Below are 26,482 nucleotides of genomic sequence, written 5' to 3' on the forward strand. Positions count from 1 at the left end.
ACCTTCCAGGCTTGCGATCAAGGCAGATGGCATCGTCGGGGCACATGAGGTCACAGCACATAGGTGTAGAACAGCGCATCGAGCAGGCGTCCCCAGCCCTCGACCAGCACGAACAGCAGGATCTTGAGCGGCAGGGAGATGGTCATGGGGGATACCATCTGCATGCCCAGCGCCAGCAGCACGTTCGAGACGATGAGGTCGATGACGATGAAGGGAATGTAGATCAGGAAGCCGATCTGCAGACCGGCCTGCAGTTCCGAGAGCATGAAGGCCGGAATGGTGATCATCAGGTCATCTTCACTGACCTTCTCCGCCATCTCCTTGGGCCAGAGCAGAGCGGTGTTGTCCATCAGATGGATCCGCACGTCGGGGTTGGAGTTGTTGGCCATGAACTGCTGCAGCGGACCGACCAGGTGATTGACGCTGGCCTGCATGGTGTCCAGGGAGTTGAAGTCGGGAGGGGTCTCCTTGACCTTCTCGCTGATGTCCTGGAGCACCGGCGCCATGACGAACAGGGTCGCGGCCAGGGCGATGCCGTAGATGGCCATGTTCGGCGGTACCTGCTGTACGCCCATGGCGTTACGGGTGATCAGCAGTACCATGGAGATCTTGAGAAAGGCGCTGCAGACGATCAGCAGCATGGGCAGTAGTGACAGACCGCCCAGGAAGAGGGCAAAGATCAGCGGGTCGACCTGGCCCAGATTCATCAGTCGTCGTCCCCGCCGGTGTGATCGGCAGTCCCTGGTGGCAGCAGCACCTGGGTCAGCTGCACACCGAGGCGTCCTTCCACTTCCACCAGTTCGCCGCGCGCTACCGGACGCTGGCGGTGATAAAGGGTGGCGTAGCCTGGGGCCTCTCCGGTCGCGACCAGGATGCTGCCCTCTTGCAGCTGTGACAGTTCCTTGAGGGTCAGGGAAATCGCACCGGCATTCAGGGACAGGGTGACGCTGCTTTCTACTGAGGGCATTTCCATGCTGGCATCCAAATCGTGATCGTCGTGCTCCAGGGGAGCGCCTGCAGCCACTTCCTCCCGATGAGTGACCCGATAGCAGGCCTGGGTTCCCTCACTCTGGTGACGAAGTTGCAGACGCACGGAAGCCAGTTGCACGAAACCTTCTCCCTCGGCGGAAAACATCGGCTGGGTGGGGAGGATCACATCGCCAATGCCGAGCCCTCTGAACTCGCTCTTCTCGAGCTGGAGTTGGCCCAGGCAAAGTGGGGTATCGAGCACGAGATCGTCGATGTCGAGCCGCGAGATGTCTTGCCATTGCGCTCGACCCAGTAGCTGCTCCAGCGTCGCTTCCCCTAGCGTGGCAAGCAGCTGGCCGCTGTGGTCCCCGATACGCCAGTCCAGGAGATAGGTATGGCGGTCGGAATGGGCATCGCCCGGGGGCGGCTCGAGCGGCTGGAGATGACCGAGCAACTGGCGAAATGCGGCGAGCAGGTGCTGGTTGTAGAGCTGTAAGTACCACGCCTGTTCGCCGCCATCGGTGGCGGGTACGGAGGAGAGCACGAACGGTACCTCGGAGAGCTGGTTCAGCCATGGTTCTGCGTTGGTGCTGTCGAGGGCGAGGGCGCCGGCCGCCGTATCGAGATGCAGCCAAGCGCCGCCCGGCTCGCGCTCGCTTACTCTACGCAGCGTCAGGTATCCCTGTGTGTCGGCGTTGCCGCCCCAATGGAGCGCCTTGCCGCGTCCGAGCCGGTTGCTCGCCCAGGCTTCATGGGCGCTGACGCGTCGTAACTTGTTCAGGTAGCTAGTCGTCAAGCGAGTCTTCCCTTCGAAGATGCAGGCCCAGGATCACTTGGCGGCCCAGACGATCGCTAAGGCGCTGGGCGAGGTGGGAATGGTGACGGCGTGCGTAGGCCAGGGCCGGCGCGTGCAGAAAGGTGAGGTCGATGTGCCAGTCATCCTGCTGCAGGCTGGCATTGAGCCTGACCTCGCCAAGCCGGGGCAGGAGCAGGGTGCACTCGATGTCAGGGCGGCCATCATCGAGCCGTTCATGCACCAGATGCTCCAGCCGATCCAGCGGCTGGGTCTGCGTACCGTGGATCATGACATCGGCGAATTTGGCGGCGGTACCGCTCGGAGGGCGCCCCTCCTCGCCGGCAATGGCCGGGGGCTGGGCGTTGGCCGGCAGGGGAGGCATGAGCAGGTGGCTGAACAGCATGGCGTCCGCATCGCTCGCCTCGCGCCGCGCCTTCGCCGCTCCGCCATTCGCGGGGCGGGAAACCACGTCATCCGTTGTCGCGACGGCGCTATCCGCAGCCGCTGTCTTTGCCATCAGGGGGCGGTTCATGACTCCTCCTCGAGTGCTTGAGTGAACAGCATCAGGCGCTCTTCTTCTCGCTGCTGGAGTTCCGCCTGTCGTTTGGCTTCCTCCACGCGCCCTTCCTGCTCCTCAAGTGATTGCTGCAGTTGATGCAGCTCGCGATCGATGGCCTCGATGGACTTGAGCAACTGCTTCTCTTCTCCCATCCACTGCTCGAGCGATTCATGGCTGATGCGGCGCGACTGATGCTCGCCGGCCAGTTCGCCTCGGCGCTGCTGGCAGCTTTGCCGACGCCGTTCGCCTTCGGCCTGGCGTTCCTGCACCCTGTCGTGCAACTGCGCCAGGGCCTGGCGCTCCCGCCGCCAGCGGCGCTCGGCCATCAGCCGTCGATGGGCACGAATCGGCTTCAGCACCTCGAGACTGTGCTGGAGTTGCAATGACTCGGGATCGGCGGGACGTGGTTCATCGGGCAGGTAGCGATTTTTCGCACGGGACCTAGGGCGGGGCATGGGCACTCAACTGGGCGAGCAATTGCTGGGAGTGTTCATAGGGCGTCGGCGCGCGCATCTCCTGTTGCAGAAAGCGGTTGATGTCGGCCTGCAGCTCCACGGCGACGTCGGTCAGGGGATCGTGTCCCGGCTCGTACTCGCCCAGGCGAATCAACATTTCCACCTCCTTGTAGGCCGCCAGCAGATGACGCAGCTTGCCGGCGGCCTGTATCTGCGCGTGGTCGGCGACATTGGGCATGGTGCGACTGATGCTGCCGAGCACGTCGATGGCGGGGTAATGGTTCTTTTCCGCCAGCTTGCGCGACAGGATGACGTGGCCGTCGAGCAGCGAGCGCACCTCGTCGGCGACCGGGTCGCCGGCAATCACATCGCCTTCGATCAGTACGGTATAGAGCGCCGTGATCGAGCCTGCCCCCTCCATGTTGCCCGCTCTCTCGACCAGGCGTGGCAGCATGGTGTAGACCGACGGCGGGAAGCCGCCACGGCCGGGAGGTTCCCCTGCCGCCAGGCCGATCTCACGCTGCGCGCGGGCGAAGCGGGTCAGGGAGTCGATGAGCAGCAATACCCGTTTGCCCTGGGCGCGAAAGCCCTCGGCGATGGCGGTGGCGGTCGAGGCGGCGCGTGCGCGCTCCATGCTGGTTCGGTCCGAGGTGGAGCACACCAGCACGGAGCGGGCGCGCAGTTCCTCATCCAGCTCATGGTCGAGGAATTCCCGCAGCTCCCGGCCGCGCTCGCCGATCAGGCCGAAGACGATGACGTCGCAGGGCATGTTGCGCGCCAGCTCGGCGAGCAGGGTGGTCTTGCCGCAGCCGGCACCGGCGAAGAGGCCGATGCGCTGGCCTTCGCCGATAGTCAGCAGGGCATCGATGGCGCGCACTCCACTCGGCATGGGCTGGCTGATGCGGGGGCGCTGGGTGGGGGCCAGGGCATCGGCGATGACGGGAAAGGTCTGGTCGCCGCGCTCCAGGGTAAAGGCTTCGCTTGGCCCTTGCAGGCGGCGGCCGAAGCCGTCCAGCACGCAACCCAGCAGTTGTGGGCCGATACGGATACGGTGGGCCTGGAAGAACGGCGTGATCGCCGCGCCAGCCTCGATGCCATCGAGCGGCCCCAGAGCCGACAGCAGCGTGGAGTGGGCGCTGAAGCCGATGACTTCCGCGAGCACCGAGGGGGCATTCTGGCTCTTGTCGCTCTGGCTCTTGTCGCTCTGACTATGGATGGCACAGAGGTCGCCAATGCGGGCGAAGGGCAGCCGGCTTTCCACCAGGATTCCATTGACCTGCGTGACCTTGCCCTCGATGGCGACGGGCTGGAAGGCCTCCAGGCGCGCCAGGTGTCGGTCTCGCCACTGTGCCAGGACGTCGGGAGTCACTACCAGATGACCTCGAAATCCTGGTCGCCCTTGAACAGGACCTTGTTACTGTCGATGGCGACCAGCCGCACGCCGTTCAGCTCATCGCCGATGAACAGGCGCTTGCCATCACCGGTCACGACGCTGCCCATCGGTCCCGAGGTGATCTGCGCGATCTCGAAAGGCAAGGTCCGGGATTGGTGAGAAATCTGGTTGTCGATCGGTAAAGGTGTGCTGAAGCGCTGCTGGAAGCGCGTGAGCATCCGGCCGACCAGCTCCTGTTCGCTGGGGAGCAGGGTGCCGTTCAATACGATCCGTTGATGGCTGACCTCGACATGGACCTTGGTGTCCAGTTCGCGATCGACCAGCATCCTTCGCAATTGTTGTTCCACATCGGTGGCGATACTCAGAACAGGTTTGTTGGGTTCGGCCTCGGGGGACGGCGCCGGAGTCGGTTCAGGCGTCAAGGTGGCCCAGGCGCTGGTGGCGACAATGGCGGCCGCACTGAGAAAACCGAGAAAGAAGGGTACGCCGGAACGTCTCGCCGTCGGTGGTGTGGCAGGGGCCGGTGAAGGTACGGCCGAAACTTCCACGTCGTCGCTGGGCCAGGGGGTGTTGGCCTCGACAATGGTCATCCAGATTCCGTTGAGGGAAAAGGCCATGTTGGGGCGTAGCGCCGGTAGGGCATCGAGGCGATGGCCTTCGGCATCGGTAATCTTGCCTTGCATGGCGGTGAGCACCCAGCCGTCGTCCTGCCACTCGAGACGACAGTGCCGCGGCTTGACGCCTGGATCGAACAGGACGAGATCGGAGTCCTCATCGGCACCAAGGAGCCACTGTTCACCGACCAGTGGTAAGGCGGCGCCGCGATGCAGTCCGGTAAGAACGCGCAATTCGTACATGATGACGGTCCCCTTGGTTCGGATCGTGTATCCGGTAATCGGCATCCAGGTCCGATCCAGCGTTGTTTGCTGTTGGTTAAGTGGGTGAACGGGCGAGGGAGTTCCCATCCTTCACGAGCTTCAGGCTTCGAGGGAAATGCGCCCCAATACGTTGATTTGTGAGGTGCTTTGCAACTCGGCGAAGGACAGCACCGGCACATGGTTGAACTCGTCCTGGAGCAGGTTGCGCAGGATGCGTCGCAGGTCCTGGGCGACCAGCAGGATCGGCTTGGGCTCGGCCAGCATGGGGAAGGCTTCGCGCAGCTGCTGCACCAGCAGATGGCTGGCTTCCTGGGACAGCGCGAAAAAAGTTTCGCTCTGGGTCTGGCGCAGGGAGTCTCTCAACAGCTCTTCGGCCTCGGGGGTCAGCAGCCAGACATGCAGGCCGGAAGGGGTACCGTATTGATGGCATATCTGTGCCTTGAGGCTGATGCGAATGTAGTCGGTCAGGGCGCCGACATCCCGTTCATGCTGGCCATGTTCGATCAGGGCTTCGGCGATCGGGCGGATCGCGCGCAGGGGGATGCTCTCGGCGGCCAGGCGCTGGAGCACGGCGGCGAAACGGGAGGTCGGAATCACCCGCTGCAGCTCCTGGGCCAGCTCGGGTTGCTCCGACTCGACCCAGCTGAAGATCGTCTTGGCCTCCTGCAGGCCGATGAACTGGGGGCCGGTGGCGAAGAACAAGCGTTGAAGGCGTTCTATCACTAGGGAAGTCGAGGAGATCGGAGCCATCTCCTCTTGTTGGGCCAAGGGATGATCGGCACCGAACCAGACCCAACGTTCTTCGTCGCGCTCTGGAATGCCCGGCTGCCCTTCGGCGATCTGTTCGTCGGAGAGCAGGCTACGCTCGATGGCTATCCGGTCTGGGTCATGGGTCGCTGTCAGGGCGGGCACTTCATAGACGCAGAAGCGAAATTCGTCTTCGGCCAGCTCGTCGCTGTAGTCGATATCGAAGGAGGGCAGGGTGATGCCGTACTGGTTGACGATACGATTGCGGCAGCGTCTCGCCTGGCGGATCAGGTCGACGGCAACCGGGTCGTTGGGGGTGCTGCGGCAGGGATGAAACTGCAGCAGATAGGCTCGCGCCGGATTGAAACGGCGAATATCCTCTTCGCCATTCAGCTCGGGAGGGGTATCGGAAGGGAGTCGGTTGGCTTCCTGGAGTTGCTGAATCTTGCGGGCCTTGAGCAGTTGAAAGAGTCCGCTGGCGAGGGACAGGCTGGCGAGGGTCAGGAAGATCGTGGTCGGCATCCCCGGCAGCAGGGCGAACCCCACCATGCCAAAAGAGGCAACGATCCAGGCCTTGGGTTGGCTGGTGATCTGTTCCGCCATCTCGCGGCCGATATTGGCATCCAGCGACTGATTGTCCGGCGCCACGCGGGTGATGATCATGCCTGCGGTAAGGGAAATCAGCAGCGCGGGAATCTGGGCGATCAGGCCGTCGCCGATGGTCAGCACCGAATACAGGTGCATCGACTCCGAGGCACTCATGTCGTGCTGGAGCGTGCCCACGGTAAAGCCACCAATCAGGTTGATGAAGACGATGATCAAGCCGGCGATGGCATCGCCCTTGACGAACTTCATGGCACCGTCCATGGCGCCGAACAGCTGGCTCTCCTTGCCCAGCTGCTCGCGACGATAGCGTGCTTCGTGGGGGTCGATCAGGTTGGCGCGCAGGTCGCTGTCGATGGACATCTGCTTGCCGGGCATGGCGTCGAGGGTGAAGCGTGCGGCCACCTCGGCCACGCGTTCCGAACCCTTGGTGATCACCAGAAAGTTCACCACCGTCAGAATCAGGAAGATCACCAGGCCAACGGTCAGGTTGCCGCCGACGACGAAGTTGCCGAAGGCTTCGACGATATGACCGGCATCCTGTTCGAGCAGGATCAGGCGTGTGGTGGAGATGGACAGCGCCAGGCGGAACATGGTGGTCAGCAGCAGCACCGCCGGAAAGGAGGAAAATGCCAGCGGGCCGGGCAGGTACATGGCCAGGGCGATCAGCAATGACGAAAGGCTGATGTTGATGGCGATCAGCACATCCACCAGCCCAGGGGGCAGGGGGATGATCATCATGAACACGATGGCGATGACGAAGACCGCGCCGACCACCTCCGAGCGCTTCATGGCGCTGATGGCGATGCGGTTCAGCAGGAGAAATAACTGGTGCATCGAGATGTCCGTTCAGTGGCTGCGCAGCGGCGGTTCTGGGGGGCCGGCGGTTGCGGTTGGGTCAGATCCTATCCAGGCGGTGAGTGGCAGCCGGAGTGGAGGGGTTCCGGTCAGACGGCAAGGGGCGCGACATTTTTTACGGCATGGCGTTTTACGGCATGGCGGGTCGTTCACTCCTCATGTCGTACCGCTCGAGGGGGCGGTAGCATTGGCTTGGGCGAGCAACTGCTGGCGCTCGTACTGGGCGTATTCCGTCATGATGCGCAGCAGCAGATTGAGGGTACTATGGCGGGATTTTCCATCTTTCCAGATGGGTAGGGGGAGTTGCTGTACCAGCGGGTACAGGGCGTTGAGGAACTGCAGATGGTCCAGGGGATCCTCCCCGACCGTGTCCTCACTGAGGGTCTTGAACTCGCGTGGGTAGACGTTGGTTTGGGTGAAGTCCACCAGGCGGCGGGTCAGTCGAGCGGGCGTCATCTGGCGGGCCAGACTTCGTGCGGCGAGTCTCTCCAGCAGTTCGCGGCAGCCATTGAGAATATTGCTGAGCTGTTGGCTGGCGGTCAGGTCGCGCAACAGGGTGCGCAATTGACTGGCGGGAAGAGAGGGGTAGGCCGCGGACAGGTCGTCGGCCATGGCTCGCATCAGAGTATGAATTCCCTGACTGAAGTGCTGTTCATCGAACTGGCTCAGCAGGGCATCGAAGATAGCGGCCAGGGAGGCTTGTCCGACGATGGTGCGGTAATAGAGCTGGCGCATGGTTTGCCGCTGTTGCGGCTCCTGACTGAACAGGGCCAGCGCTTCTGCGGTATTGATGCCCGCCTGAACCTCGTCGCCATGCTCGCTGTGCAGGGCTTGCATCGCCTGTTGCAGATTGCCTGTGGCCGTGGTGTTACCCTGGGCGCGCGCCCGGTGCAGGGCGTGTTGCGCCAGGACTTCCGCCTTGGCTGGATCGCCCTCGGCAAGCTCCAGCAACTGCGACAATGACACCTGGTGTTGCCCCATGGCCAGCAGCCGGCGTACTTCCCTGTCCAGCCGGCTATCGGAGCCGCCGCTCAGCAGGGTGTAGAGAGCTTGCAGTTTCTGCACGCGCAGCAGCGTGCGGGGCCTCACGGCCCGTTCATCCAGTGACTTGCTGTTGCGTTCCACGCTCTCACTGAACTTCATGGCGACCTCTTCCATTGCATCGGCCAGGTCGTCTGCCGGTGACGGTGTCTTGATGCCGTTCGCTGCGCCTGATGGGGAGATAGCAGGAGGTGGATGGGCGGTATCTCGGGTTGGGGCGCGGGTCGCGGAAGTGAGGTTCATTGGTTGTCCGACATTGGGGTGATACCCCGTGGGTGGAACCGGAGGTGGAGTGGGTTCCAGAGAAAACTTCGCTCAACCCGGTAGTGCAGCGGACAGTCAGCAGCGGCAAGGAACCCGCCGGCCTCCTGCGCCAGTCGATTCAACAACCCTTTCACGTCAACCGAGGCGGGTGCCGTGGCGCTTACCTCGGTTACGTCGCGCCTGACAGGCACGAGGTCTGAGGACAGTAGACATATAGCTGTTGCAGATCGTTACTTTCGCGTGCTGATGATGTCGGCGATGTGCTCGACCACCCTCGCCGCCGTCAGGGCGGCATCCTGCTGCAATTCGTCCAGGTGCTTGGCATCGTCGATGAACCGCTCCTCCAGGCCGTCGATATAGCGAGCGAAGTCGAAGGGTTCGGCCTGCTCGGCCGGCGTTGGTGTCTTGCCGAGGGTCACCTGTAGACGTTCTATCACCATGGCGATGGCGGTTTCGAAGGCCTTGCGCTGCGCCGGCGTCAGATAGCCGTCACCTTGCTCGAGCAGCGCCTGCCAGGAATCGGGGGGCGTTTCATCGCTCGTGGTCATCGATGTTCCTTTATCGTCGTTCATGCCTGCCTGCTCTTGGGGTTAGCCTACTCTGGTCGTAGCCATGCAGGGTTGTCGTGGTCGAAAATATAGAGACCAGCGCTGACTGATGGCCTCGCTGGTGTGGTGGGGCAGGCGTGGCTCAGCCCATGACCAGCAGCACTGGCGAGATCCATGCCACCGGCCTGGCCAATACGACTCTGGGTACCGCGAGGTGGCACAGATAGAATGACATGAGGAGTTCCCCGTCTCTCTGCGTTGCACCCGTATTCTGAGTGGTGGTGAACGTTCAGAGGTTCCAGGCGTGAAAGGGGAAAGGGCGGGATTCGAGCGGGTGGAGTGAATTCCACCCGATGGGAGCGGTACTACTTGATCAGGTTGTGGGCCAGTGCGTAGCGGACGATCTCGGTATGGCTGCTGAAATCCATCTTCTGCATTAGCCTGAACTTGTGCGTGCTGACGGTTTTGGTGTTGATGCTGAGCTGATCGGCAATCTCGTTCAGACTCAGGCCGCGGGCCAGCAAATAGAAGACATGAAGCTCGCGCTTGGACAGGGCCTCGTGCTTGGGGGTATCGATGGTCTCGTCATAGTCGAATGCCAGTTTTTCTGCTACATCGGGCTGGATGTATCGGCCTCCCTGGGCAAGTCGGCGGATAGCGGTAATCAGGGTAGTGGCGTCGCAATCCTTGCTGAGATAGCCTTGGGAGCCGGCACGGATGGTACGCCGGGCGATCTGGGTCTCATTGTGCATGCTGAGGATCAGGATCGGTAGCTCGGGATGACGCTCGGTCAGGGTTTCGATCAGTGGAATGCCACTAAGCCCGGGCATCAGGATATCGAGAATCAGGACGTCAGGGTGGTGGGTTTCCAGGATGCTCAGTAGGTGATCGCCGTCGACAGCCTCGGCGATCAGTTCGATATCCTCGTAGAGTGCGAGAAGCTGTTTCAAGCCTTCGCGCACGATGGAGTGATCATCTGCAATTAGCAAGCGAATCTTCATTGCTGCCTTTATCCTTGTGCTATGACAGGCATGTTGTGTGCTGAGATTGGCATATGTAGCTCGATGTAGGTGCCTTTTCCTGGGGCGCTGAACAGGGTTAACTCGCCGCCGAGCATGATGGCTCTCTCCTTGATGCCGACCAGGCCAAAGGACTCTTTGCCTTGGCGTTTGGTGTCAAAGCCGCGACCATTATCGCGGATACCGAGCAGGAGATGAGTGCCCAGTTCATGGAGCAGAATATGCACCTGGGTGGCATGGGCATGTTTGATGATGTTGGTCAGGGACTCCTGAACAATGCGGAATACAGCGGTAGCGGCATCTTCGCTTAGGCAGACATCGGCGCAGTTCAGGGTTAGACGACATTCACACTTGGGATTACGTTGCCTGAAGTCGTCGACCAGCCACTCAAGAGCGGCGATGAAGCCCATGTCCAGCGCGCTGGGGCGCAGGCGGGAGACCAGGTTGCGCGCATAGGAAATGGTGTGGTGAAGCTGGGCGTGGATCCGATTGAGCTGAGTCTGGAGCGGCGGGCTGCACTTGTCATAGCGTACCCGCATGCTCTGGATCTCCATGTTGAGCGCCGTGAGTTGCTGGCCCAGCTCGTCGTGCACTTCGCGGGCGATATGCTTGCGCTCGGCCTCGCGGGTGCGCTCCCGGTGGGCGACCAGTTCGCGAAGTTGGGTGCGGGACTCTTCCAGATCCTGGCGAAAGCGCTTGAGTAGCGTGATGTCACGACCAATGGCCAGTACGCTGATGATGCGGCCATCGTTGCTACGCTCCGGCACCAGGTTGATCAGTGAGCAGCAGGAGCCCTTGCAGGAGTTCCAGTTGAGTTCGAATTCCACGTTCGTGCCACTATTGATCACCTCCTGGATCTTGCTCTGGTAGATCTGGCCTTCTTCACCGCCGGGGTATTCAAGGGGAGAGGAGTTCATGATCACCTTGGCCAGATCCCCCGACATCTTGATGGCCTTGGGATTGATGTAGATGCGGCGGCCGTCCAGTTCATGGCGACAGATGATGTCTGGAGAATTCTCTACCAGAGTACGGAACTCCTCCTCACGCTTCTGTAGAGCCAACTCGGCGTGCCAGCGCCGGGAGTAGTCGCGCCCGATGCAAAGTACGCTGGCCACCTGATCATGGGGATTGAACTCCGGAATAAGATGACACTCGTAACAATACTCGATTCCTTCGTCGGACCAGATGAGATCCAGCTCGTTACTCTGACGGGTCTTGACGACCTCTTGGATCTTGTTGTAGAGATTCACGTTGTTGTGTTTGATAATTGACCACTCTAACGGTGTCTTGTTCAGCACTTCGTCGATGGATGCTACCCGAGAAGCCTTCAGGAAAGCGCTGTTAACGTAGGTACGGCGCCCCTTGGTGTCGTAACGGATCACCACGTCGCGGGAGTGTTCCACCAGTGCCCTGAACTCCTGCTCCCTCAGCAATTTCTCTTCTTCCTGGCGTTTCCTATCGGTGATGTCTCGAGATAGACCGGCGATACGGTACACTTCTCCTTTATCGTTTATAATCGGGACAATGGTGGTGTCAAATACAATGGCGACACCGTTGATAACGATATGCTCTTCGTAATGATAAGGTCGCCGCGTCATAACGCACTTGAGTTTCTGCTCATGGCAGCTCTGCACTTTATCCGCTGGGATCATGGTGTCGAGGAAGCGACCGACGATCTGCTCGGCGGGTAGGCCGAAGCGCTGAGCAGCCACCCTGTTAATATCGGCGAAGCGCAATCGTCTGTCACTAGTGATGTCTAACAAGTAAAAATCATCAATGAGGCTGTTGAATACTTCAGTGTATTGCTGTTCGATTTCGATACGCTGCTGCTTGGCCTGCAGGTCGCGGCGGTGTTGTTCTTCCAGTTTGCGCTCGGAAATATCACGGAAATAGCCAACCACCAGGTTTTTACCATTGTAGTCGAAATGGTTGACGATGACTTCGACCGGCACGCGGCGACCGTCTGGCAGGTGATGTTCGCTTTCGAAGGTCTTGGTCGTGTGGCGTTCCAGATAGGCCTGCAACTCATGCAGATAGCCACCTCTGGCGGTGGGGTCGATGTCGGCCGGACTCCACTGCAACACCTGTTCGCGTGGAACACCGAAATGCCTGCATACCGCTTCGTTCACCAGCACGAAACGGAAATCCTGATCGGGATCTGTAACGAAGATGGCAGGCTCGCGGGTCGATTCGATCAGCGTGCGCAGCAGGCTGTTCTCGTGGCGCAGGATGTCGACTTCGGATGGGGGCTGGGAGAGGGTCATCTCTATATAAGGGCTGCAGGTGTGATCGTCTGGCAAAGAAGGCATGATTATAGTATGTGAATCGATTAAGCCACTAGATTAGCCTGATTGGTGCCAGTTCAGTAATTATTTATGTTTCATTTTGTAAATAAGATATGAGTGCCTACACGTGGGTGATGGGGCAGCTGTCTGGTCGTGCCATGAAGATCCGTTGGTTAGGGGGGCGGTGCGTCAAGACCTCACTGCCAACGGGTCTTCATCGGCGATCTGGCGAGCGGCTAGAAGTTGATGCCCTTGCCACCTTGAGTGGCAGCATTGTTGGCCTTGCTGGCCGAGTCCACGTAGCCATTGGCGATCGCGTTACGGGTATCGACCACCATTTTCTCCGATTGGACAATGCAGGCTTGAATGGTCATGTCGGACATGGTGCGATCGATCAGCTGCAGGGATTCCAGGGCCTGTTGCTGGAGCCGTTGGCTGCCGTCCAGCCAGTCGGCGTGGTATCCACTTTGCTCCTGCTGGCCATTGGCCCTCTGGTGCATGCCGCCATACAGGTGTTGGTCATCAAAGTTGAGAGGGTTGCCCTGAGCGTCGAAAAGCGCTCCCTTGTCGTTTGCGCCATGCGTCTTTCCTGGAAAGGATGAGGCATCGTCTATGGTGATCGTCAAGCTGATTTCCAGTCTGCGGTTCTGAGACTGTCGAGCATCCAGTTGACCAAGGGGGTGATGCTGGGTGGGCGGAGAAAATCCGCGACATCCACTGGCAATGGTCATTTCTTGTCTCCTTTAGCTCTATTCCACTTCTGCAGTGAAAGTGGTGAGGGCATGCGTTGGTGTGGATTGTCGAAGATGAGTGGACGGAATAGTGCTGGGAGTTCCCATTGGAGAAGAGGGGAGAGAAGAGCGAGAAAAATACATCCTGTGCGGAACTCACCGCCGGAGGGGACCACTTAATCGGCGAGGCATGTATCAGCATGTCCAAAATGCAATTCGTGGTATGTGAGATTGTGTGTTGAATCCACTCTAAAATATAGGTGAATACTATGTTCTCTCTCCTCAGTGCTCTCGGTGGTGCAGGTGGTGCAGGTGGTGCAGGTTTGGCAGCATCTCAACAGGCCCTGCAGATGATGGATCAGACCTCGGCAGAAACGACCATGATGAATGCCCAGGCTCAGTCTCAAAAAATGAAGGCCGATACCGTCAATAGCATCGCGAACGGCTACGTCGATTCCGCCAGTAAGGCGAACAACGCTGCCACCCAGAGTGGTAAGGCGATCAACTACTAAATTCATCAGCAGGCCCATGCATGACAGAAGAGCACTGTGGCTATTTTTCCTCTCCTGTCATGCATGGAAAATTCAGAGAGATGGTATCGAGAGTTCATGGTTTCTACGATTGCCATTTCACGGATCTCAAGGAGATAAGTGCATGATCAATGCAACCCTGACGATCAGTGTGCCGCTTGATAATGCGGGTGGCTTGACCCAGGCCGGTGCCAGGGGTGGTGTGGCGGCTCTCCAGCCTGGTGGCGCCCAGGGTGGGGGTGGCACCGATGCCTTGGTCGATACGCTGGCCGAAGCCCTGATGCAGGCTCTGTTCCAGAAGCAGGGGGATGGCGCAACCTTCAACAATCCTGGCAATAATCCGTTGATGGAGATGATTGCCAAGTTCATGGATCAGAACGGCTCCAATTATGGTGGTCCTCACGATGCCACCGGCAACGTGCGCAACTGGCAGGATGAGGTGAGCGAGGACAACTACCTCGACAAGCAGGAGCTGGCGGAGTTCTCCCGTGGACTGAAAGATGCCCTGTCCAGTGTTCTGGGTGGTCTCGGCGGGTTGGTCGGTGGCCTGGCGGGCGGTGCCGTAGGTGGGGTTGGGGGCAGCATGCTCGGTAGCGCGCTGGGCCAGGAAATGGGCAATGGTGTCGGTGGCGCCATGAATGGTCTTGGCAATCAGGCCGGTGGCCTGGGCGTCGGTCCAGGATTTGGTGGAGGCGCCATGGCTAACATGAGCCCCATGGGACAGTCCGGCTTCGTAACCGGTGGCAACTTTGCGAGCCATGTGGGAAAGACTGCAGTCGATAGCATTGATTTCAAGGAAAGTGGAGTTCGACTCGAGGAGTTACGTCTCAACGGTGGCCGGCGTTTCTCCATCGACAAGGAGGACAAGGATATGGCCAAGGAGATCGCTAAATTCATGGATCAGAATCCTGAGAAGTATGGACCTGCGCCCAAGAATGGCGGTTGGGCCGGTCGTATCGAGGATGGCAAGGACTTCAACCAAGATGAGATGAATCGTTTCAAACAGGCGATGGGCGATGTCAAGGGGGTGATGGACGGTCAGAGCACCGGCAATCAGCAAACCGACATGGATGCCATGCTGCTCTCCAACAGCCTCATTAACCAGGCCATGCACAAGATCGCGGCTTGATGGCAGCTGAAGGCTGTTTTTAGCGGGCCTTGGCCCGCTTTTTTCACCTCTATTCACAAACAAGTCTATTCGGTGCGGGGTGTAGAGATGTCGGTCAATCAGATTCAACAATCTGGACAGTCCAGCGAATGGTCGAGTCAGCACGGTGCGATGCGTCCTGCTGAGCATGCTCCTGACCAGAGCGATATCCACTGGTTCAGTGCGGCCATTCAGCCCACCGAGAAGGGGGGAGGCGAAAGCAATGTCGCCGAACGCATCGTGGGTCAGATTGCGGGCTCTTCGGAGCATCTGCAGAAACTGTCGGACCAGGCCGATCGGGCCCTGCGCAAGGCCTCGAAATCCAATGATCCCCAGGACGTGGTCCAGGCCAACCGTTCCTTGTCCTCTTTCTATCTGGAGAGTCTGCTGACGACCAAGCTCATCAGCAAGGGCACCCAGGCCGTCGAGAAACTGACCAACCTGCAGTAAGGGGAGCGAGGCATGCTGCGCTATCTGGTGCGACTGATGTTGCTGAGTGCTGCGCTGGTGCTGGCGGGGTGTCAGCAACAGGTGGAGTTGCACCGTAACCTGGCTGAAAGCGATGCCAATGAGGTGATCTCCGCACTGGCGATCAGGCATATCGAAGCGGAGAAGAGGGTCGGCAAGGATGGGGTCTCCGTCTCCGTCGATGCCTCGGCAATGGCCCGTGCCGTGAGGATTCTGGAGGCTGCGGGCCTGCCGCGGCAACCCCGTGCCAACATGGGCGATGTGTTTCGCAAGGAGGGGGTGATCTCATCCCCCCTGGAGGAGCGCGCGCGCTATATCTATGCGCTGTCCCAGGAGCTGGAGTCGACCCTGGCGCAGATCAGTGGGGTGTTGGTGGCGCGGGCCCATGTCGTGCTGCCGGAGCGGGTCGCGCCGGGAGAACCGGTGCAGCCGGCCTCGGCGGCGATCTTCATCAAGCATCATGCCGACCTGGATCCTGACGTTATCCAGCCTCGCATCGAGCGCCTGGTGCTCAGCAGCATTCCGGGGCTGGCCGAAAAGGCAGACAAATTGGCGGTGGTCTTCGTGCCGGGCGAGGAGTATCGCGAGCAGGAGCAACTGGTGAGTTTCGGCCCCTTCCTGATACCCGGGGAGTCACTGCGCTTCTGGCAGTGGTGCGTTGTCACCGGCGGCTTCCTGCTGGTACTGCTGGTGCTGGCGCTGTGTCTCTGGTTGAAGCCCGAGTGGCGAGCCATGTTGCCGGGCAGGGCCAAGGTGGCGTCTGCCGAGCCCGGTTCCGGGGGATAGGCGCGAGTATGAATGTTGCGCTGGAAATCGATGATCCGCGTCTGAGGGAGTGGCTGCGGTTCTGGCAGCGCCCTTGGCGAGAGATGGATGCCAGCTGGCTCGACAGCCTGCAGTCGGGCATCAAGCCCCGATTGGCGGACGCCTGGCAGTGCGCGCCGCCCGAGCTGCTGCGCCGGCGGCTAAAGCTTGGAAGGGATGCGCCGCCCATGCCAAGCGAAACCTTGCTGCAGTGGTGCGGGATGTCGCCTCAGGCTCGCGAGCAGGTGCTCTATCTGGCTGCTGAAGTGGTGGTGCCCGAGGTCGCCGCGCAATGTCTGGAGCCTGAGGATCGCGCCTGGTGTCGGCATCTGGCCAAGGCGCTGATGCCGGGGAGCTGGCCGGTAAGCTATCCGCATGGGGTGGCGGCGGAGCCGTTGGGCCTTGCCATGCTCCGGCAATGGCTATCGCCCGCAATCTGGGCTCGTCTTCGGCTGCATTATCGGCGCACGCGGGTTGAGGAGGGGGAATCCCTGGCGCTGGAGGAAATTCCGGTGGCGCGTCTCAATCCGCTATGGCACGGGGTGATCTGGCGTGGCGTCTCCAGCGAGGCGGATCGTTAAGCCTCTCTCGGCGAGCTAGAAGGAGTTGCGCTTATGTTTGTCAAACGACGAGTCGCCTTACCTGGCGTGGAAGAGGTGGCATTGGCCCCATTGATCAAGGCCGAGAGGTTGGGGTTGTGCCTTGCCGTGGAACAGGTTCTGGGCCGAGCCGATGAGCGGGCGGCGGCGCTCGTGGCCGATGCCGAAGAGCAGGCGAAACGGCTGCTCGATGAGGCGCAGCAGCGAGGCGAGGTGTTGACCGAGCAGGCGCGCATGGAGGTCGAGCGGCAGGTATGGCAGCAGGCCGATGCGCTTCTCGATGGCTTGCGTCAGGCTGAGCAGGGGCTGTGGGAGGATGTCGAACGCCATGCCGAGCAGGTGCTGCGGTCGGCCTTGGTGACGCTGCTGGGAGAGGTCGCCCCACAGCAACGGGTACGGGCATTGCTGCGCCAGTTGGTCGATGCCCAGCGTCAGCTGTCGAGCGCGACCCTGTATTGCGCTCCCGAGCAGCAGGCGTGCGTAGAGGACGTTCTGGGGAGTGAACACCTTGGCCGTTGGCGGGTTCTGCCGGGTCCCCGGCTGGAGGTCGACCAACTGGTGCTGGAAACCGACAGTGGTGTGTTTCGCTGCTCCTGGTCGGCGCTTTCTGATGCCCTATCTTTCGATATTCATGATGAGCCCGATGACGGGGAGGGAACCCAGGGCCGGTAGCGGCCACCCAGGAAGTGTTGATCTCGTACAAGCCAGTCGAACGTGTCCAGGAGGAGAATATGTCTTCGGTCAATAGCGTACGTCATCGGCTCGATACGCAATTCGAGCGCGCGCAGAAGAGCATGGATAAGATCGCAACCAATCTTGAAGGAGCATCATTGGATGATGTGTACGCCTTCAACTCGGCCATGCGCCAGCACGCCACGGCCAGCTGGGCGATGAATCAGGAGCTGCAAGTCAAACACAATCTAGCCAAGGCAATCATCAGCGAGATCCGTTGAGATGTCGTCCCCTGGTGGTTTGGAAGAGGCACTGCTGCGCTGGCTGAATCGTGCCGAACCGGAATTGCGCCTGGATATCGATCGGCGCTGTTGCGCCCTGGGCAAGGCGTACGGGGGGATTCGCTGCGTCTTTGGAGTGGAGATGTCCAGCCGGGATGCCAGGTTTTCCCCCACTCTGTTGCTGCGTATTGCCTCGGTTAGCCTCGAGCGCTTTCCCGGTGCCTTGGCCATCAACCCGGAGGATGGTCAGTGCGTGCTGGTGAAGTGGATACCTTGTGCCGGGAGCGCGACACAGGACTGCGAGGTGTTGCTTTCCCTGGTGGAAAGAATGGCCAACCAGGCCGACGTCTGGTGCGACCTGTGTAGCCGGCATGGTCCACATAGCGAGAGTAGAAGCCGTGCTCCGCTGGCCAATGCCTCCGGGCTGACGCTCAGCTTGTCGCTGCGGCTCTCTCAACAGCTTTCTCAGCAGCAGTCTCTGCAACCCTCGCCGCAGCGTTTCTCGCCAGCCTAGCCTATCGAGTTTTTCATCGGTTCTTTCCCTATCGCCGAACGCCGGCGAATAACATGAGGGTGTCATGCGTCGACTTTCGTGGGTCATGATTATTCTTGGTTTGTGCTGGGGCGGAGTATCCATGGCGGCGGTGCCCGCTTCATGGAAGAACACTTCCTTCGCCTACGACGCAAACGACACGCCTTTGGAACAGGCGCTGTCGGATTTTTCCCGTACCTTCGGGGTCAGGCTGGAGATGGACGAGGTCTGGGGCTTCGTCGATGGCAGGCTGAGGGCAGATAGTGCTGAAGAGTATCTCGATCGTCTGGCGTTGGAGCATCGTTTCCTGTGGTTCGTCTACAACGGCACGCTCTATGTCAGCCCGCAGGAGGAGCGGACCTCCGTCAGGCTCGACGTGTCGGAAGATGCGGTGCCCGATCTCAAGGAGGCCCTGTCCCAGGTAGGCTTGCTGGATAGCCGTTTTGGCTGGGGTGAGCTGCCCGATGAAGGCATCGTCATCGTCTCCGGGCCGCAAAGATACGTGGATTTCATCACGGAGCTGAGCGAGAAAAAGAAACGGGGCGAAGACAAGCTGGAAATCATGGTGTTTCCGCTCAGGTACGCCCTGGCGGATGACCGCACCATCAAGTATCGCGGCCAGTCCATCGTGGTGCCTGGAGTCGCCACCATACTTGGCGGCCTGCTGAACAAGCAGGAAGGAGGCAGCGTTCCTCTCAGCTTCAATACCCGCGACATGACGCTACCCGATAGTCTGCAGGCTTTCGAGACGATGCAGGGGCAGGCCGAACAGCGTATTTGGAACCAGTTCGATAGCCGCTCCCAGACGCAGGCACCGCTCAATCGGCAACTGGGCGACGCCGGGCGGCGCCGCTCCAGCGTCAGTGCCGACATTCGCAACAATGCGCTGCTGGTTCACGATGATCCTGACAAGGAACCCATGTATCGCAGCCTGATCGATAGGCTCGATCAACCCCGCAGCGTGATCGAGATCGATGCCGTCATTCTCGATATCGAACGCAGCAAGATGGCCGAACTGGGCATCAACTGGCGTGTGGGTAGCGGCAGTACGGAGGCCACGGTAAATGCGTCGGGCGCCGATCCCTTTCTCGCCAGGGGGTCGTCGGCCACGGTGCTGATCCAGGACTTCGGTCACTTCTTCGCGCGGATTCGTGCTCTGGAGAGCAGGGGGGAAGCATCCTTGATCGCCAATCCCTCGATCCTGACCATCGAGAACCAGCCCGCGGTGATCGATTTCAGCGAAACGGCCTACCTCTCCACCGTCGGCGAGCGGGTGGCCAGTATCAGCCCGGTGACGGCAGGAACCAGCCTGCAGGTGATTCCTCGCTCCATCGGTGAGAGCACACAGCGGCTGGTTCAGCTGTCGCTGGATATCGAAGACGGCAGCATCGAGCAGCGTGGCAATGACGATGCCGACACGCCGAGGGTCAGTCGCGGCACCATCAGTACCCAGGCGGTAATCCAGGCCGAGCGTTCCCTGGTGGTGGGTGGATTCAACGTCGAGCACCATCGGGACCGGACCAGCAAGGTGCCTTGGCTCGGCGATCTACCGGGGATAGGCAGGCTGTTCAGCTACACCAACCGCAGCCACGACAATCGTGAACGGCTGTTCATTCTCACCCCACGGCTGGTGGGAACCGAACTCGACCCCGTCGCGTATGCTTCGCCAGAGAACCGTCACGCGTTGGGCGCGGCCCTTGCCAATCAGGAGGCACGTCACGGCGGACGGCGCAACACTGTGTCCCGTGCCGAGGTGGAAAGCGCGCTGGCTGCCTTTGCCGAGCATTACGTGCCGGCGGGATTCGACGCCAACCGTCCGGCGTCCTATGGCCTCGACCGGCTATGCCAAGCAGGAAACATGCTGTCCCTGGAGAACGATCGGAGGCAGTGGTACGCCAATGATCGCTTTGCCGTGGTGATCGGGGCGGTGCGCAACGTCAGCGAGGAGCGACGCCGTTTCGACGAAGCCGCCTGCGCTCATCGCGATACCCTGGCGGTGGCGGTGTGGCCGAATGCCGACTTGGATCCTGGAGAGCAGGCCGAAGTGATGGTGGCGGTACGCCTGCCCGATCCTGACAGGGCGATGCGGCCGTCCCTGCTCGATGCCGCCTCGACGACTCAATCCACCAGCCAATGAACGGGCCCATGCCATGTATCGGATGCTTGTCGCTGTGATTCCCTTGCTACTCACTGGCTGCGCAGCGGTGGAACGCCAGGAGTGTAGTACCGCCAGTTGTTCCCGAGCGCTGTCAACTCCGGACACGCTGGTGATCTGGTGGGCGCCCGGCATGCGAGGCGGCTTGCCGGAAGACCAGGACACCACGAGCTATACCCTTGGAGACTGAGTATGTCGAATGACGGTGTGCTGGAGCAGTGGCTGCAAGCTGCTCTCCAAGGTTCACCGCCGGCACTGGAGCTGGGCGAGGGGATGCGCCTCGCCCTTCGACGTTCCGCCGATGGCGTGATGCTGCAACTGGAGATAGGCGCCATGGGACAATCCCCTGAGCGTCTCCTTGCCCTGCTGGAGCGGCGCTATACCGATATGGCCGATCTGGACAACACCTTCGTCAGCAGCAACGGTGCCGGTGGCTGGGTGTTGAGCTGGATGCCGGCTGCCGAAGACAGTGATGGCCATGCCGCCTGGCTGGAAGGGGCCGAGCGTTTGCGCGCCTGGGCGGCGTCAGGGCCTTGAGGCACCACTCCCTCTCTTCCACCGGCTCGCTTTGCATGGGGGAGAGGCGGTGGAAGAGACTGTCGAGAAGCACTTGTCGAGAAGAACCGGTCGATAGGATGGAGCAGCGATAAGGTGCGCCGGAAGCGGCAGATCAGGCGGCGGCGTGACGCAAGACCTCAGCGCTGTAGGCGCGCACGTCCTTCACCTGGGCGATGAAGCAGTTGAGGCTATCGCCGAAGTGCTGCTCGTCGGTCCTGTCGAGGGGCAGGACGTAACAGAGGCACAGCTTGTCCTGCTCGTCGATGGCCAGCCAGCAGCCTTGCATGGCGCTGATTTCAAAATTGAGCCGCAGCAATTGATGCAGCGCCTGGGGTGGGGTATCGCTGGAAAGGGGCAGCAGAGCGCCGTGGAAAATGGCACTGTCACTGTGCTCGGGGACTTCGATGATGGCCACTTCGATGCCTTGGGCGTCGAACAGTGCGCAGACGCCATCCTTCAACTGCAATGGGGTGTGGATGGCTTGCGCGAAGTGCTGGAGCAAATGGTTGGCTTTGTGCTGATGGGGAGTCATGGTCTCTCCTTGCTGTTGATGCTGTTTGAATGCCAGGCTCGGAGGATGGGGTCCTGCGGTACCCACGCGAGCCGTTCGAAGCGGCGACAAAGGTCAGCCGCGCTGGGAAGGCGCGTCATTGGTCACGGATATCCAGCCCCTGTTGCTTGAGGGCGGTCATGGCGCTGGCGATCTCCGGCTTGGAGGAGGCTGCCTCACCGCTAAGGGCGTAACTGCGGGGTGTGTCCTGGTCGGCACCATAGGTGAATTCGATGGTGCCCGCCGACCGCTCCATGTAGACACTGGCCGAGTGGGAACCACTGACCAATGGGGTTGGCAAGGTGAAACCCTCCTTGTGTTGGCCGGTTTCCAGAAGGGTGATGGACTTGAGGCGGCGGTTCTGCGGATCGCTCAAGGCCGCCTTGACCTTGCTCAGGCTGGTCTTGCCCTCGAGGAAGCTCTCCTCGAGGCGATGGCGCACGTCGTCCTTCAACTCCAGGGTGACCCAGGTGTAGCAGTTCGGCTTGCTGCGGATATCGTTGATGAGGGTGGCGAAGGTTGGGTCGTTCTTCATCATCTCGCCGATCTGGCTGGCCAGGGCATCCTTGCGTGATGGCGCAACCAGGGAGACGAGGAAGTTGAGCACTCCCTGGTGGTCGAGGTGGTGGGGGTTGGCGTGGGAGACGACCATCTTGGCGGCGGACATCACTTCTCCATGGCCGCGGGCGGCCTGGTGCTGGAGGGAGGTGGATTCGAGGCTGCGCAGGGCAGCGTACTGGCTATCATTGTGAGGCGTCACCGCTTCGCGATTCAGGAAATGTTGTTTGAGGAGGGTGAGCTTCTCACCGACTCTCTCCTGGCTCGAGCCGCTTGGGCTGTCCGAACCGGATGATTGGGGGGAAGCCGCAGAGTCGAGCGCGTCAGGTTTGTCAGGCATGGCCAGGTTTTTGATTCCATCCAGCAGCCTTTGGCTACCGGGATCAGGGAATGCTTTGGTCAGGCTGTCGATGAGCTTGTCGAACGCCTCGCTGGTGATCGGCTCGGCCCTTTTGGTTTGCATTTCACCGCGTACCTTGACCGAGTTGTCGATCGATAGGGTCAGGTTGGCGGGTGTGGGGATATTCACGGGAATTCCAACGTCACCTGCCTCGTGAAAGACACTCAGGGTTGGTGTCGCTCCGACGGTAAGAGAGGCATTGTTGAGGAAGCCGGTCGTATTGTTGGTCCGGTGCTTGGTGCTCTCGATCCCCTCATAATGAAGGTTATCCCGCTTGGTGGAGAACAGGTTGAGACTGGCGGATGCTGCACCGGCGCCGCGAAGAGTGACACCTGTGTTGCTCCCTTCTTCGGTAAGCACGTGATCGAGCCGGCCACCGAGACTGGCTGACAGGTCGAGGTTGAACTCCCATTTCCTGCCGTGCATGGCCACGTGCTCCAGTCCCTTGTCGACCAGTTCATCCGGAGTTATCTGACCACTGGTCAGGCCATCGACGAAGCTATCGATGTCCTTGCCATGAAGCTTGAAGATGAATTCGTTATGATCGGCACTGCTGGCTTTGCCCGCCAGGTTGGCACTGGCGGCAAGGGCTCCGCCTTCAGGAGTATCAAAGACACCCACTCCGATGCTGATGGAGTGTTGGAGGTTACGGCTCAGGTTGATTTCCACGCCATCTTCAACGCCGTTGAACTCTATGACGTAGTTGCGTTGTTGATTGAGAGTACCGCCGATGGGGATGAGAATGGACAAGCCTAGTGTCGGAATGATGCTGGGAGTGACGGAAACGCCGTAGTTCCGGGTGAACATCACGTCATCGCTGGGCTTCAGGCTATGCAGCATCGCCTTCAGGTTGCTGTTCAGATCCTGTTGGCTTTCGCTGCGCAGCGCCGCGCTGGCGACCAGATTGATGCTGTGCCTGGGGTTGCTGAAGGCCTTGATGAAGGCCTTGGCGGTATCGTATCGCCCTTCGACATCATGATGGCCCGACATTCCATGGTCGGTGTAATACTTGGCCCGGTGGTTTTCGTAGCGGTGGTCGCGTAGCTGGGCGAGTTCATGCTTGAGACCGTTCAACTGCTTGGGAGCGATTCCCTGATCGGGGATCCGTTCGGCTTCCTTCACCAGTTGATCGAGCTCCAGCAAGGTCAAGGTATCGAGTGCCAGGCGAGACTTGCTGAGGGCCATCTTGTCATTGGGGTCGCGCCGTCGACCTAGGGGAACATCGGTCGCCTGGTGGCTCATGTTGACTCCGGTCTTACGGAAATCCTTCAACAGTTGACCGACATCGTTGTCGGGCGAGGCGGGGCAGTGCTGCCAGAGGGCGAGCAGCTCCTTGCTGAGGTCATGGCCGGAGCGGTTGGGATTGAATGCTTGGATGCTGCTCTTCAGTTTCGGGGTTTGGTAGTCGGTCTTGAGCTTGCCGCCACGGTCCAGAACGCCCTGGTGCTTGCCCAGTTTGATCAACTGCTTTCGTGCGCTGAGTTCCAGGCTTTCGCGGAAGGATTCCAGCGCTTCCTTCAGCTCGCTGCCCGCGGGGCCAAGGTCCAGGCGCTGCAAACGGGTCTTCAGGTCCATGCCACGGTGTTCCGGCGCCAAGCCTCGCTCCGGGGCCAAGCCTGACTTGAGCTGGGTATTGATGGCATCCAGCTGCTTGAAAAGGGCGCTTTCCTGCTCATAGAGCGGGCGCAGGCCCTCGCGCCCCTGCCAGCGATGCTGGACGAAATTGGTGGCGGTCTTGATCGGGCGGGGCGTTTTCCAACTGGGCTCGAACACAACGGCCGACAGGCGATTGCGGTAGCGATTGCTGACATCGGTGGACTCCAGCTCCGAGATGCCGAACACCTCGGTGCTGGCAGTGACGGTTGGCAGCATGCCCGATGGTTTGAACATGGTGGTTGCCTGGATGACGTCACTGAACATTCGGTCCCTGGCGCTGGTGGTTGGCGCCTCCTGCCTCTCTGACGCCTGGGTTACCCAGCCATGATCCTGTCGTTTCAGGCGTTCCCCCGAGGCAAGGATCAGTTCGCCATGGTAATCGCGCGAACTGGAGAGTGTCGCGCCAGCCAGATCGCCCGTGCCTTCCGGCAGGCTCTCCGGCTGCCAGGTCGCTGCGGGAGTCGTGAACCGTGGCTTCTGCCAGTCGCTGGCGGCCAGGCTGTAAAGCTTGCCCTCCGAGGTGAGGGCGAAGAGGCGCTCGTTCTTATCGACGCTCAATTGCCGGATCTCGCCCTCCAGCCCTTGAGTACCGATGGTGACGGGGGGATGCTTCTCACTACTGGTTCCCGGGCGCACATCGATATAACGCAGCTTGCCGGCCTCGGATAGCGTGACGTGGCGGTATTGACCGAGCACCGCCGCCGCCTTGAGGGTCTCTTTCGGCGCGTTCTTGGGGCCATCCTTCAGCGTCGCCTTGCCGCGTGTCTGGGTAAGTGTGAACACGTTGCTATCGCCGTAGCCGATGACAGGCGATTTCTCTTCCACGCCAACCTTTTTCAGCTTGCCTTCTTGCAGGGCGTAGGCTTGTCCATCGAGGCCACGCTGGAGGCCATCGATCTTCTTACCCACCTGGCTCCACTGCTGGGTCAACTTGTCCTTGGCGTAGAGCTTGCCGTCAGCCAGGCCCAACTGGCCAGCATGGTTGAACTCCTGCAGTCTCATGCCGTCCGGTGCGACGTCGAGGCCACGACGGCTGTCGATATGCAAAATATCGGACAGGTTCCAGCCTGGGCGGAATGCCTTGCCGGACGCATCCAGGGGCCCGACGTGCAGCTGGCCCTGGCCACTGTGATCCTTGCTCAGGAGCGACAGCTCACCGTCGCCGTGGTGGGTGAAGCCCACGAACTGGATGTCCTTGCCCAAGGCATTCTGTAGTTCGGCCTGGGGAAGGGCTTGAAAATTCACTTCAGTCTGTCCCTGTTGCGGCAATGGCGCCATCAATACCCGATTCTCCTTATCGATGGCGAACAGGGCCCGTTCGGAGAAGGCGATGCTGGTCAGCTCCGGAACATCGGAGCTTTTAAATCCGGGTATGGGAGTGTCGGGGGCGTAGCGTGGCGTGACGTCCAGGGCTTGTTCGGGGCTTGCTCCCAGAGACGGGAGCAAGCGTAGGAAGTTATTTCCGCCGTTATCCGGCTTCAGTACCTGGGCAACTTCTCCCTGCCGGTCGATAGTGAATGCGGCAATGGGGTGGGGAGTCGTTTCACTACCGCGGCCAGTGGCAAGATCGATGATCTGCGTCGACGACTGAAGGCCATACAGTCCACCGTCCCTTCCTGGGGCCAGCTTGTTGATGTCGGGCCGGTCGGGATGCCATTGCCTCTCGCTCGATAGCTTGTGCAGCTTGTCATCATGGACTCGCCAGTGATCACCATTAACGTCGCGATGGATGCCGGTCGCCAATGCCAGATAGTTGCGGTCGCCAGTGGGGAGACCTGCCTCACTGAGATGGCCGAAGAGTGACGCGGGGGGCTGCTCGGCATCCAGCATGGCCGTGGAGCTGTGCAGGGCGACCAGACCGGCCCGGGGATCGGTCGACACCTGGAAGACGCGGCCTGTCCTGTCGAGCAGATATTGTTGCCGGTCGTCCTGCTGGGATTCGTGGGCAACGTAACTTTGCGAGGCTTTGCCCAGGGTCTCCTTGAGCATGGTGGCAACAGGGGCCGGGGTCTCGGGAGCGATCATCAACTGGCCATTCTCCTTCTCCACGCTCAGCCGAGGCGGGCGGAGAGCATCGTTCATGCCCTCCGGCGAAGAGGCTCGGTTGGTACCGGGAGGTGTGCCGGAGGGGCGACGGGATAGGCTGGAGGAGTCCCGGCTGATCTCGGGCGTCGAAAGCGCTGCCGTCTCATCGCCCTCGGGGATGGTCTCCAGGAATGGCGACACCGAGGCGGCCTGGCGCGGAGGGGTGAAGGCCGAGGCGCCACGCCGCCGCATGGTCTCGATTGCTTCGACAGATAGCGCTGCCGCCTCACCGCCCTCGGGGATGGTCTCCAGGGATGGCGGCACCGAGGCGGCCTGGCGCGGTGGGGGGAAGGGCGAGGCGCCACGCCGGCGCATGGTCTCGATCGCTTCGGCGGCAGATA

At 60.7% G+C, this 26,482-nt stretch carries 26 protein-coding genes; 12 read left to right on the forward strand and 14 right to left on the reverse strand.

Annotated features, from left to right (window positions below; translation table 11 throughout):
• Positions 1-50: 50 nt before the first annotated feature.
• The 12 genes from sctR to ACUY1T_RS21475 form a co-directional block, all read right to left on the reverse strand.
• The gene (gene sctR, locus ACUY1T_RS21420) at positions 51-707 is read right to left on the reverse strand and encodes a type III secretion system export apparatus subunit SctR (RefSeq protein WP_446025597.1); all 657 of its coding nucleotides are present in this window, start codon (positions 705-707) and stop codon (positions 51-53) included.
• Positions 707-1,765: a FliM/FliN family flagellar motor switch protein gene (locus ACUY1T_RS21425; RefSeq protein ID WP_446025598.1), complete on the reverse strand. Its 1,059-nt coding sequence runs from the start codon at positions 1,763-1,765 to the stop codon at positions 707-709. Before ACUY1T_RS21425 ends, sctR begins: the two co-directional genes overlap by 1 nt.
• The gene (locus tag ACUY1T_RS21430; protein WP_446025599.1) at positions 1,755-2,297 is read right to left on the reverse strand and encodes a type III secretion system HrpP C-terminal domain-containing protein; all 543 of its coding nucleotides are present in this window, start codon (positions 2,295-2,297) and stop codon (positions 1,755-1,757) included. Before ACUY1T_RS21430 ends, ACUY1T_RS21425 begins: the two co-directional genes overlap by 11 nt.
• Positions 2,294-2,779, reverse strand: coding sequence for a hypothetical protein (locus ACUY1T_RS21435; RefSeq protein ID WP_446025600.1), 486 nt, complete (start codon positions 2,777-2,779; stop codon positions 2,294-2,296). Before ACUY1T_RS21435 ends, ACUY1T_RS21430 begins: the two co-directional genes overlap by 4 nt.
• On the reverse strand, positions 2,766-4,148 hold the full coding sequence (locus tag ACUY1T_RS21440) for a FliI/YscN family ATPase (protein ID WP_446025601.1): 1,383 nt from the start codon (positions 4,146-4,148) through the stop codon (positions 2,766-2,768). The genes ACUY1T_RS21435 and ACUY1T_RS21440 overlap by 14 nt, the downstream gene beginning before the upstream one ends.
• Positions 4,148-5,074, reverse strand: coding sequence for an FHA domain-containing protein (locus ACUY1T_RS21445; protein WP_446025602.1), 927 nt, complete (start codon positions 5,072-5,074; stop codon positions 4,148-4,150). The genes ACUY1T_RS21440 and ACUY1T_RS21445 overlap by 1 nt, the downstream gene beginning before the upstream one ends.
• A 75-nt stretch (positions 5,075-5,149) precedes the next feature.
• Entirely contained in the window at positions 5,150-7,237 is a 2,088-nt protein-coding gene (sctV, locus tag ACUY1T_RS21450) for a type III secretion system export apparatus subunit SctV (RefSeq protein ID WP_446025603.1), read from the reverse strand.
• Between the two features lie 177 nt (positions 7,238-7,414).
• The gene (sctW, locus tag ACUY1T_RS21455; protein ID WP_446025604.1) at positions 7,415-8,542 is read right to left on the reverse strand and encodes a type III secretion system gatekeeper subunit SctW; all 1,128 of its coding nucleotides are present in this window, start codon (positions 8,540-8,542) and stop codon (positions 7,415-7,417) included.
• A gap of 251 nt (positions 8,543-8,793) precedes the next feature.
• Positions 8,794-9,111, reverse strand: coding sequence for a hypothetical protein (locus ACUY1T_RS21460; RefSeq protein ID WP_446025605.1), 318 nt, complete (start codon positions 9,109-9,111; stop codon positions 8,794-8,796).
• A gap of 365 nt (positions 9,112-9,476) precedes the next feature.
• A complete protein-coding gene (locus ACUY1T_RS21465) occupies positions 9,477-10,100 on the reverse strand; it encodes a response regulator (protein WP_446025606.1) in 624 nt (207 codons plus the stop codon).
• Positions 10,101-10,120: 20 nt separating this feature from the next.
• Positions 10,121-12,394, reverse strand: a complete 2,274-nt coding sequence (locus ACUY1T_RS21470) for a PAS domain-containing sensor histidine kinase (RefSeq protein WP_446025607.1) — start codon at positions 12,392-12,394, stop codon at positions 10,121-10,123.
• 257 nt (positions 12,395-12,651) lie between these two features.
• Positions 12,652-13,146 carry a hypothetical protein gene (locus tag ACUY1T_RS21475; RefSeq protein WP_446025608.1) on the reverse strand — a complete coding sequence of 165 codons (495 nt, stop codon included), beginning with the start codon at positions 13,144-13,146 and terminating at the stop codon, positions 12,652-12,654.
• Positions 13,147-13,415: 269 nt separating this feature from the next.
• Between ACUY1T_RS21475 and ACUY1T_RS21480 the strand changes: the two genes are divergently transcribed.
• From ACUY1T_RS21480 to ACUY1T_RS21530, 11 genes are all read left to right on the forward strand, one after another.
• Positions 13,416-13,658 (forward strand): hypothetical protein, encoded by a 243-nt coding sequence (locus tag ACUY1T_RS21480; RefSeq protein ID WP_446025609.1) that lies wholly within the window; start codon positions 13,416-13,418, stop codon positions 13,656-13,658.
• 142 nt (positions 13,659-13,800) lie between these two features.
• Positions 13,801-14,805, forward strand: coding sequence for a hypothetical protein (locus ACUY1T_RS21485; protein WP_446025610.1), 1,005 nt, complete (start codon positions 13,801-13,803; stop codon positions 14,803-14,805).
• Between the two features lie 87 nt (positions 14,806-14,892).
• A complete protein-coding gene (sctI, locus tag ACUY1T_RS21490) occupies positions 14,893-15,273 on the forward strand; it encodes a type III secretion system inner rod subunit SctI (protein ID WP_446025611.1) in 381 nt (126 codons plus the stop codon).
• Positions 15,274-15,285: 12 nt separating this feature from the next.
• Positions 15,286-16,077, forward strand: coding sequence for a type III secretion system inner membrane ring lipoprotein SctJ (gene sctJ, locus ACUY1T_RS21495; RefSeq protein ID WP_446025612.1), 792 nt, complete (start codon positions 15,286-15,288; stop codon positions 16,075-16,077).
• An 8-nt stretch (positions 16,078-16,085) separates the two neighbouring features.
• The gene (locus tag ACUY1T_RS21500) at positions 16,086-16,676 is read left to right on the forward strand and encodes a hypothetical protein (RefSeq protein ID WP_446025613.1); all 591 of its coding nucleotides are present in this window, start codon (positions 16,086-16,088) and stop codon (positions 16,674-16,676) included.
• Positions 16,677-16,709: 33 nt separating this feature from the next.
• Positions 16,710-17,366 (forward strand): type III secretion system stator protein SctL, encoded by a 657-nt coding sequence (gene sctL, locus ACUY1T_RS21505; protein WP_446025614.1) that lies wholly within the window; start codon positions 16,710-16,712, stop codon positions 17,364-17,366.
• 59 nt (positions 17,367-17,425) lie between these two features.
• Complete coding sequence (locus tag ACUY1T_RS21510; RefSeq protein ID WP_446025615.1) at positions 17,426-17,647, forward strand: serine kinase; 222 nt, start codon at positions 17,426-17,428, stop codon at positions 17,645-17,647.
• 1 nt (position 17,648) lies between these two features.
• Entirely contained in the window at positions 17,649-18,161 is a 513-nt protein-coding gene (locus tag ACUY1T_RS21515) for a hypothetical protein (RefSeq protein ID WP_446025616.1), read from the forward strand.
• Between the two features lie 121 nt (positions 18,162-18,282).
• Complete coding sequence (sctC, locus tag ACUY1T_RS21520) at positions 18,283-20,316, forward strand: type III secretion system outer membrane ring subunit SctC (protein ID WP_446025617.1); 2,034 nt, start codon at positions 18,283-18,285, stop codon at positions 20,314-20,316.
• Positions 20,317-20,338: 22 nt separating this feature from the next.
• Positions 20,339-20,524, forward strand: a complete 186-nt coding sequence (gene hrpT, locus ACUY1T_RS21525; protein WP_446025622.1) for an HrpT family type III secretion system protein — start codon at positions 20,339-20,341, stop codon at positions 20,522-20,524.
• A 2-nt stretch (positions 20,525-20,526) separates the two neighbouring features.
• A complete protein-coding gene (locus tag ACUY1T_RS21530; protein ID WP_446025618.1) occupies positions 20,527-20,871 on the forward strand; it encodes a hypothetical protein in 345 nt (114 codons plus the stop codon).
• 133 nt (positions 20,872-21,004) lie between these two features.
• Here the strand turns inward: ACUY1T_RS21530 and ACUY1T_RS21535 are convergent, their stop codons facing one another.
• Positions 21,005-21,424, reverse strand: a complete 420-nt coding sequence (locus tag ACUY1T_RS21535) for a type III secretion system chaperone (RefSeq protein WP_446025619.1) — start codon at positions 21,422-21,424, stop codon at positions 21,005-21,007.
• 115 nt (positions 21,425-21,539) lie between these two features.
• Complete coding sequence (locus ACUY1T_RS21540; RefSeq protein ID WP_446025620.1) at positions 21,540-26,138, reverse strand: AvrE-family type 3 secretion system effector; 4,599 nt, start codon at positions 26,136-26,138, stop codon at positions 21,540-21,542.
• On the opposite strand from ACUY1T_RS21540, the gene ACUY1T_RS21545 reads away from it, so the two are divergent.
• Positions 26,137-26,482: hypothetical protein (locus ACUY1T_RS21545; RefSeq protein ID WP_446025621.1), on the forward strand; the 346-nt coding region annotated here is incomplete at its 3' end. The genes ACUY1T_RS21540 and ACUY1T_RS21545 overlap by 2 nt on opposite strands.

The sequence above is a fragment of the Billgrantia sp. Q4P2 genome (genome assembly GCF_052806135.1).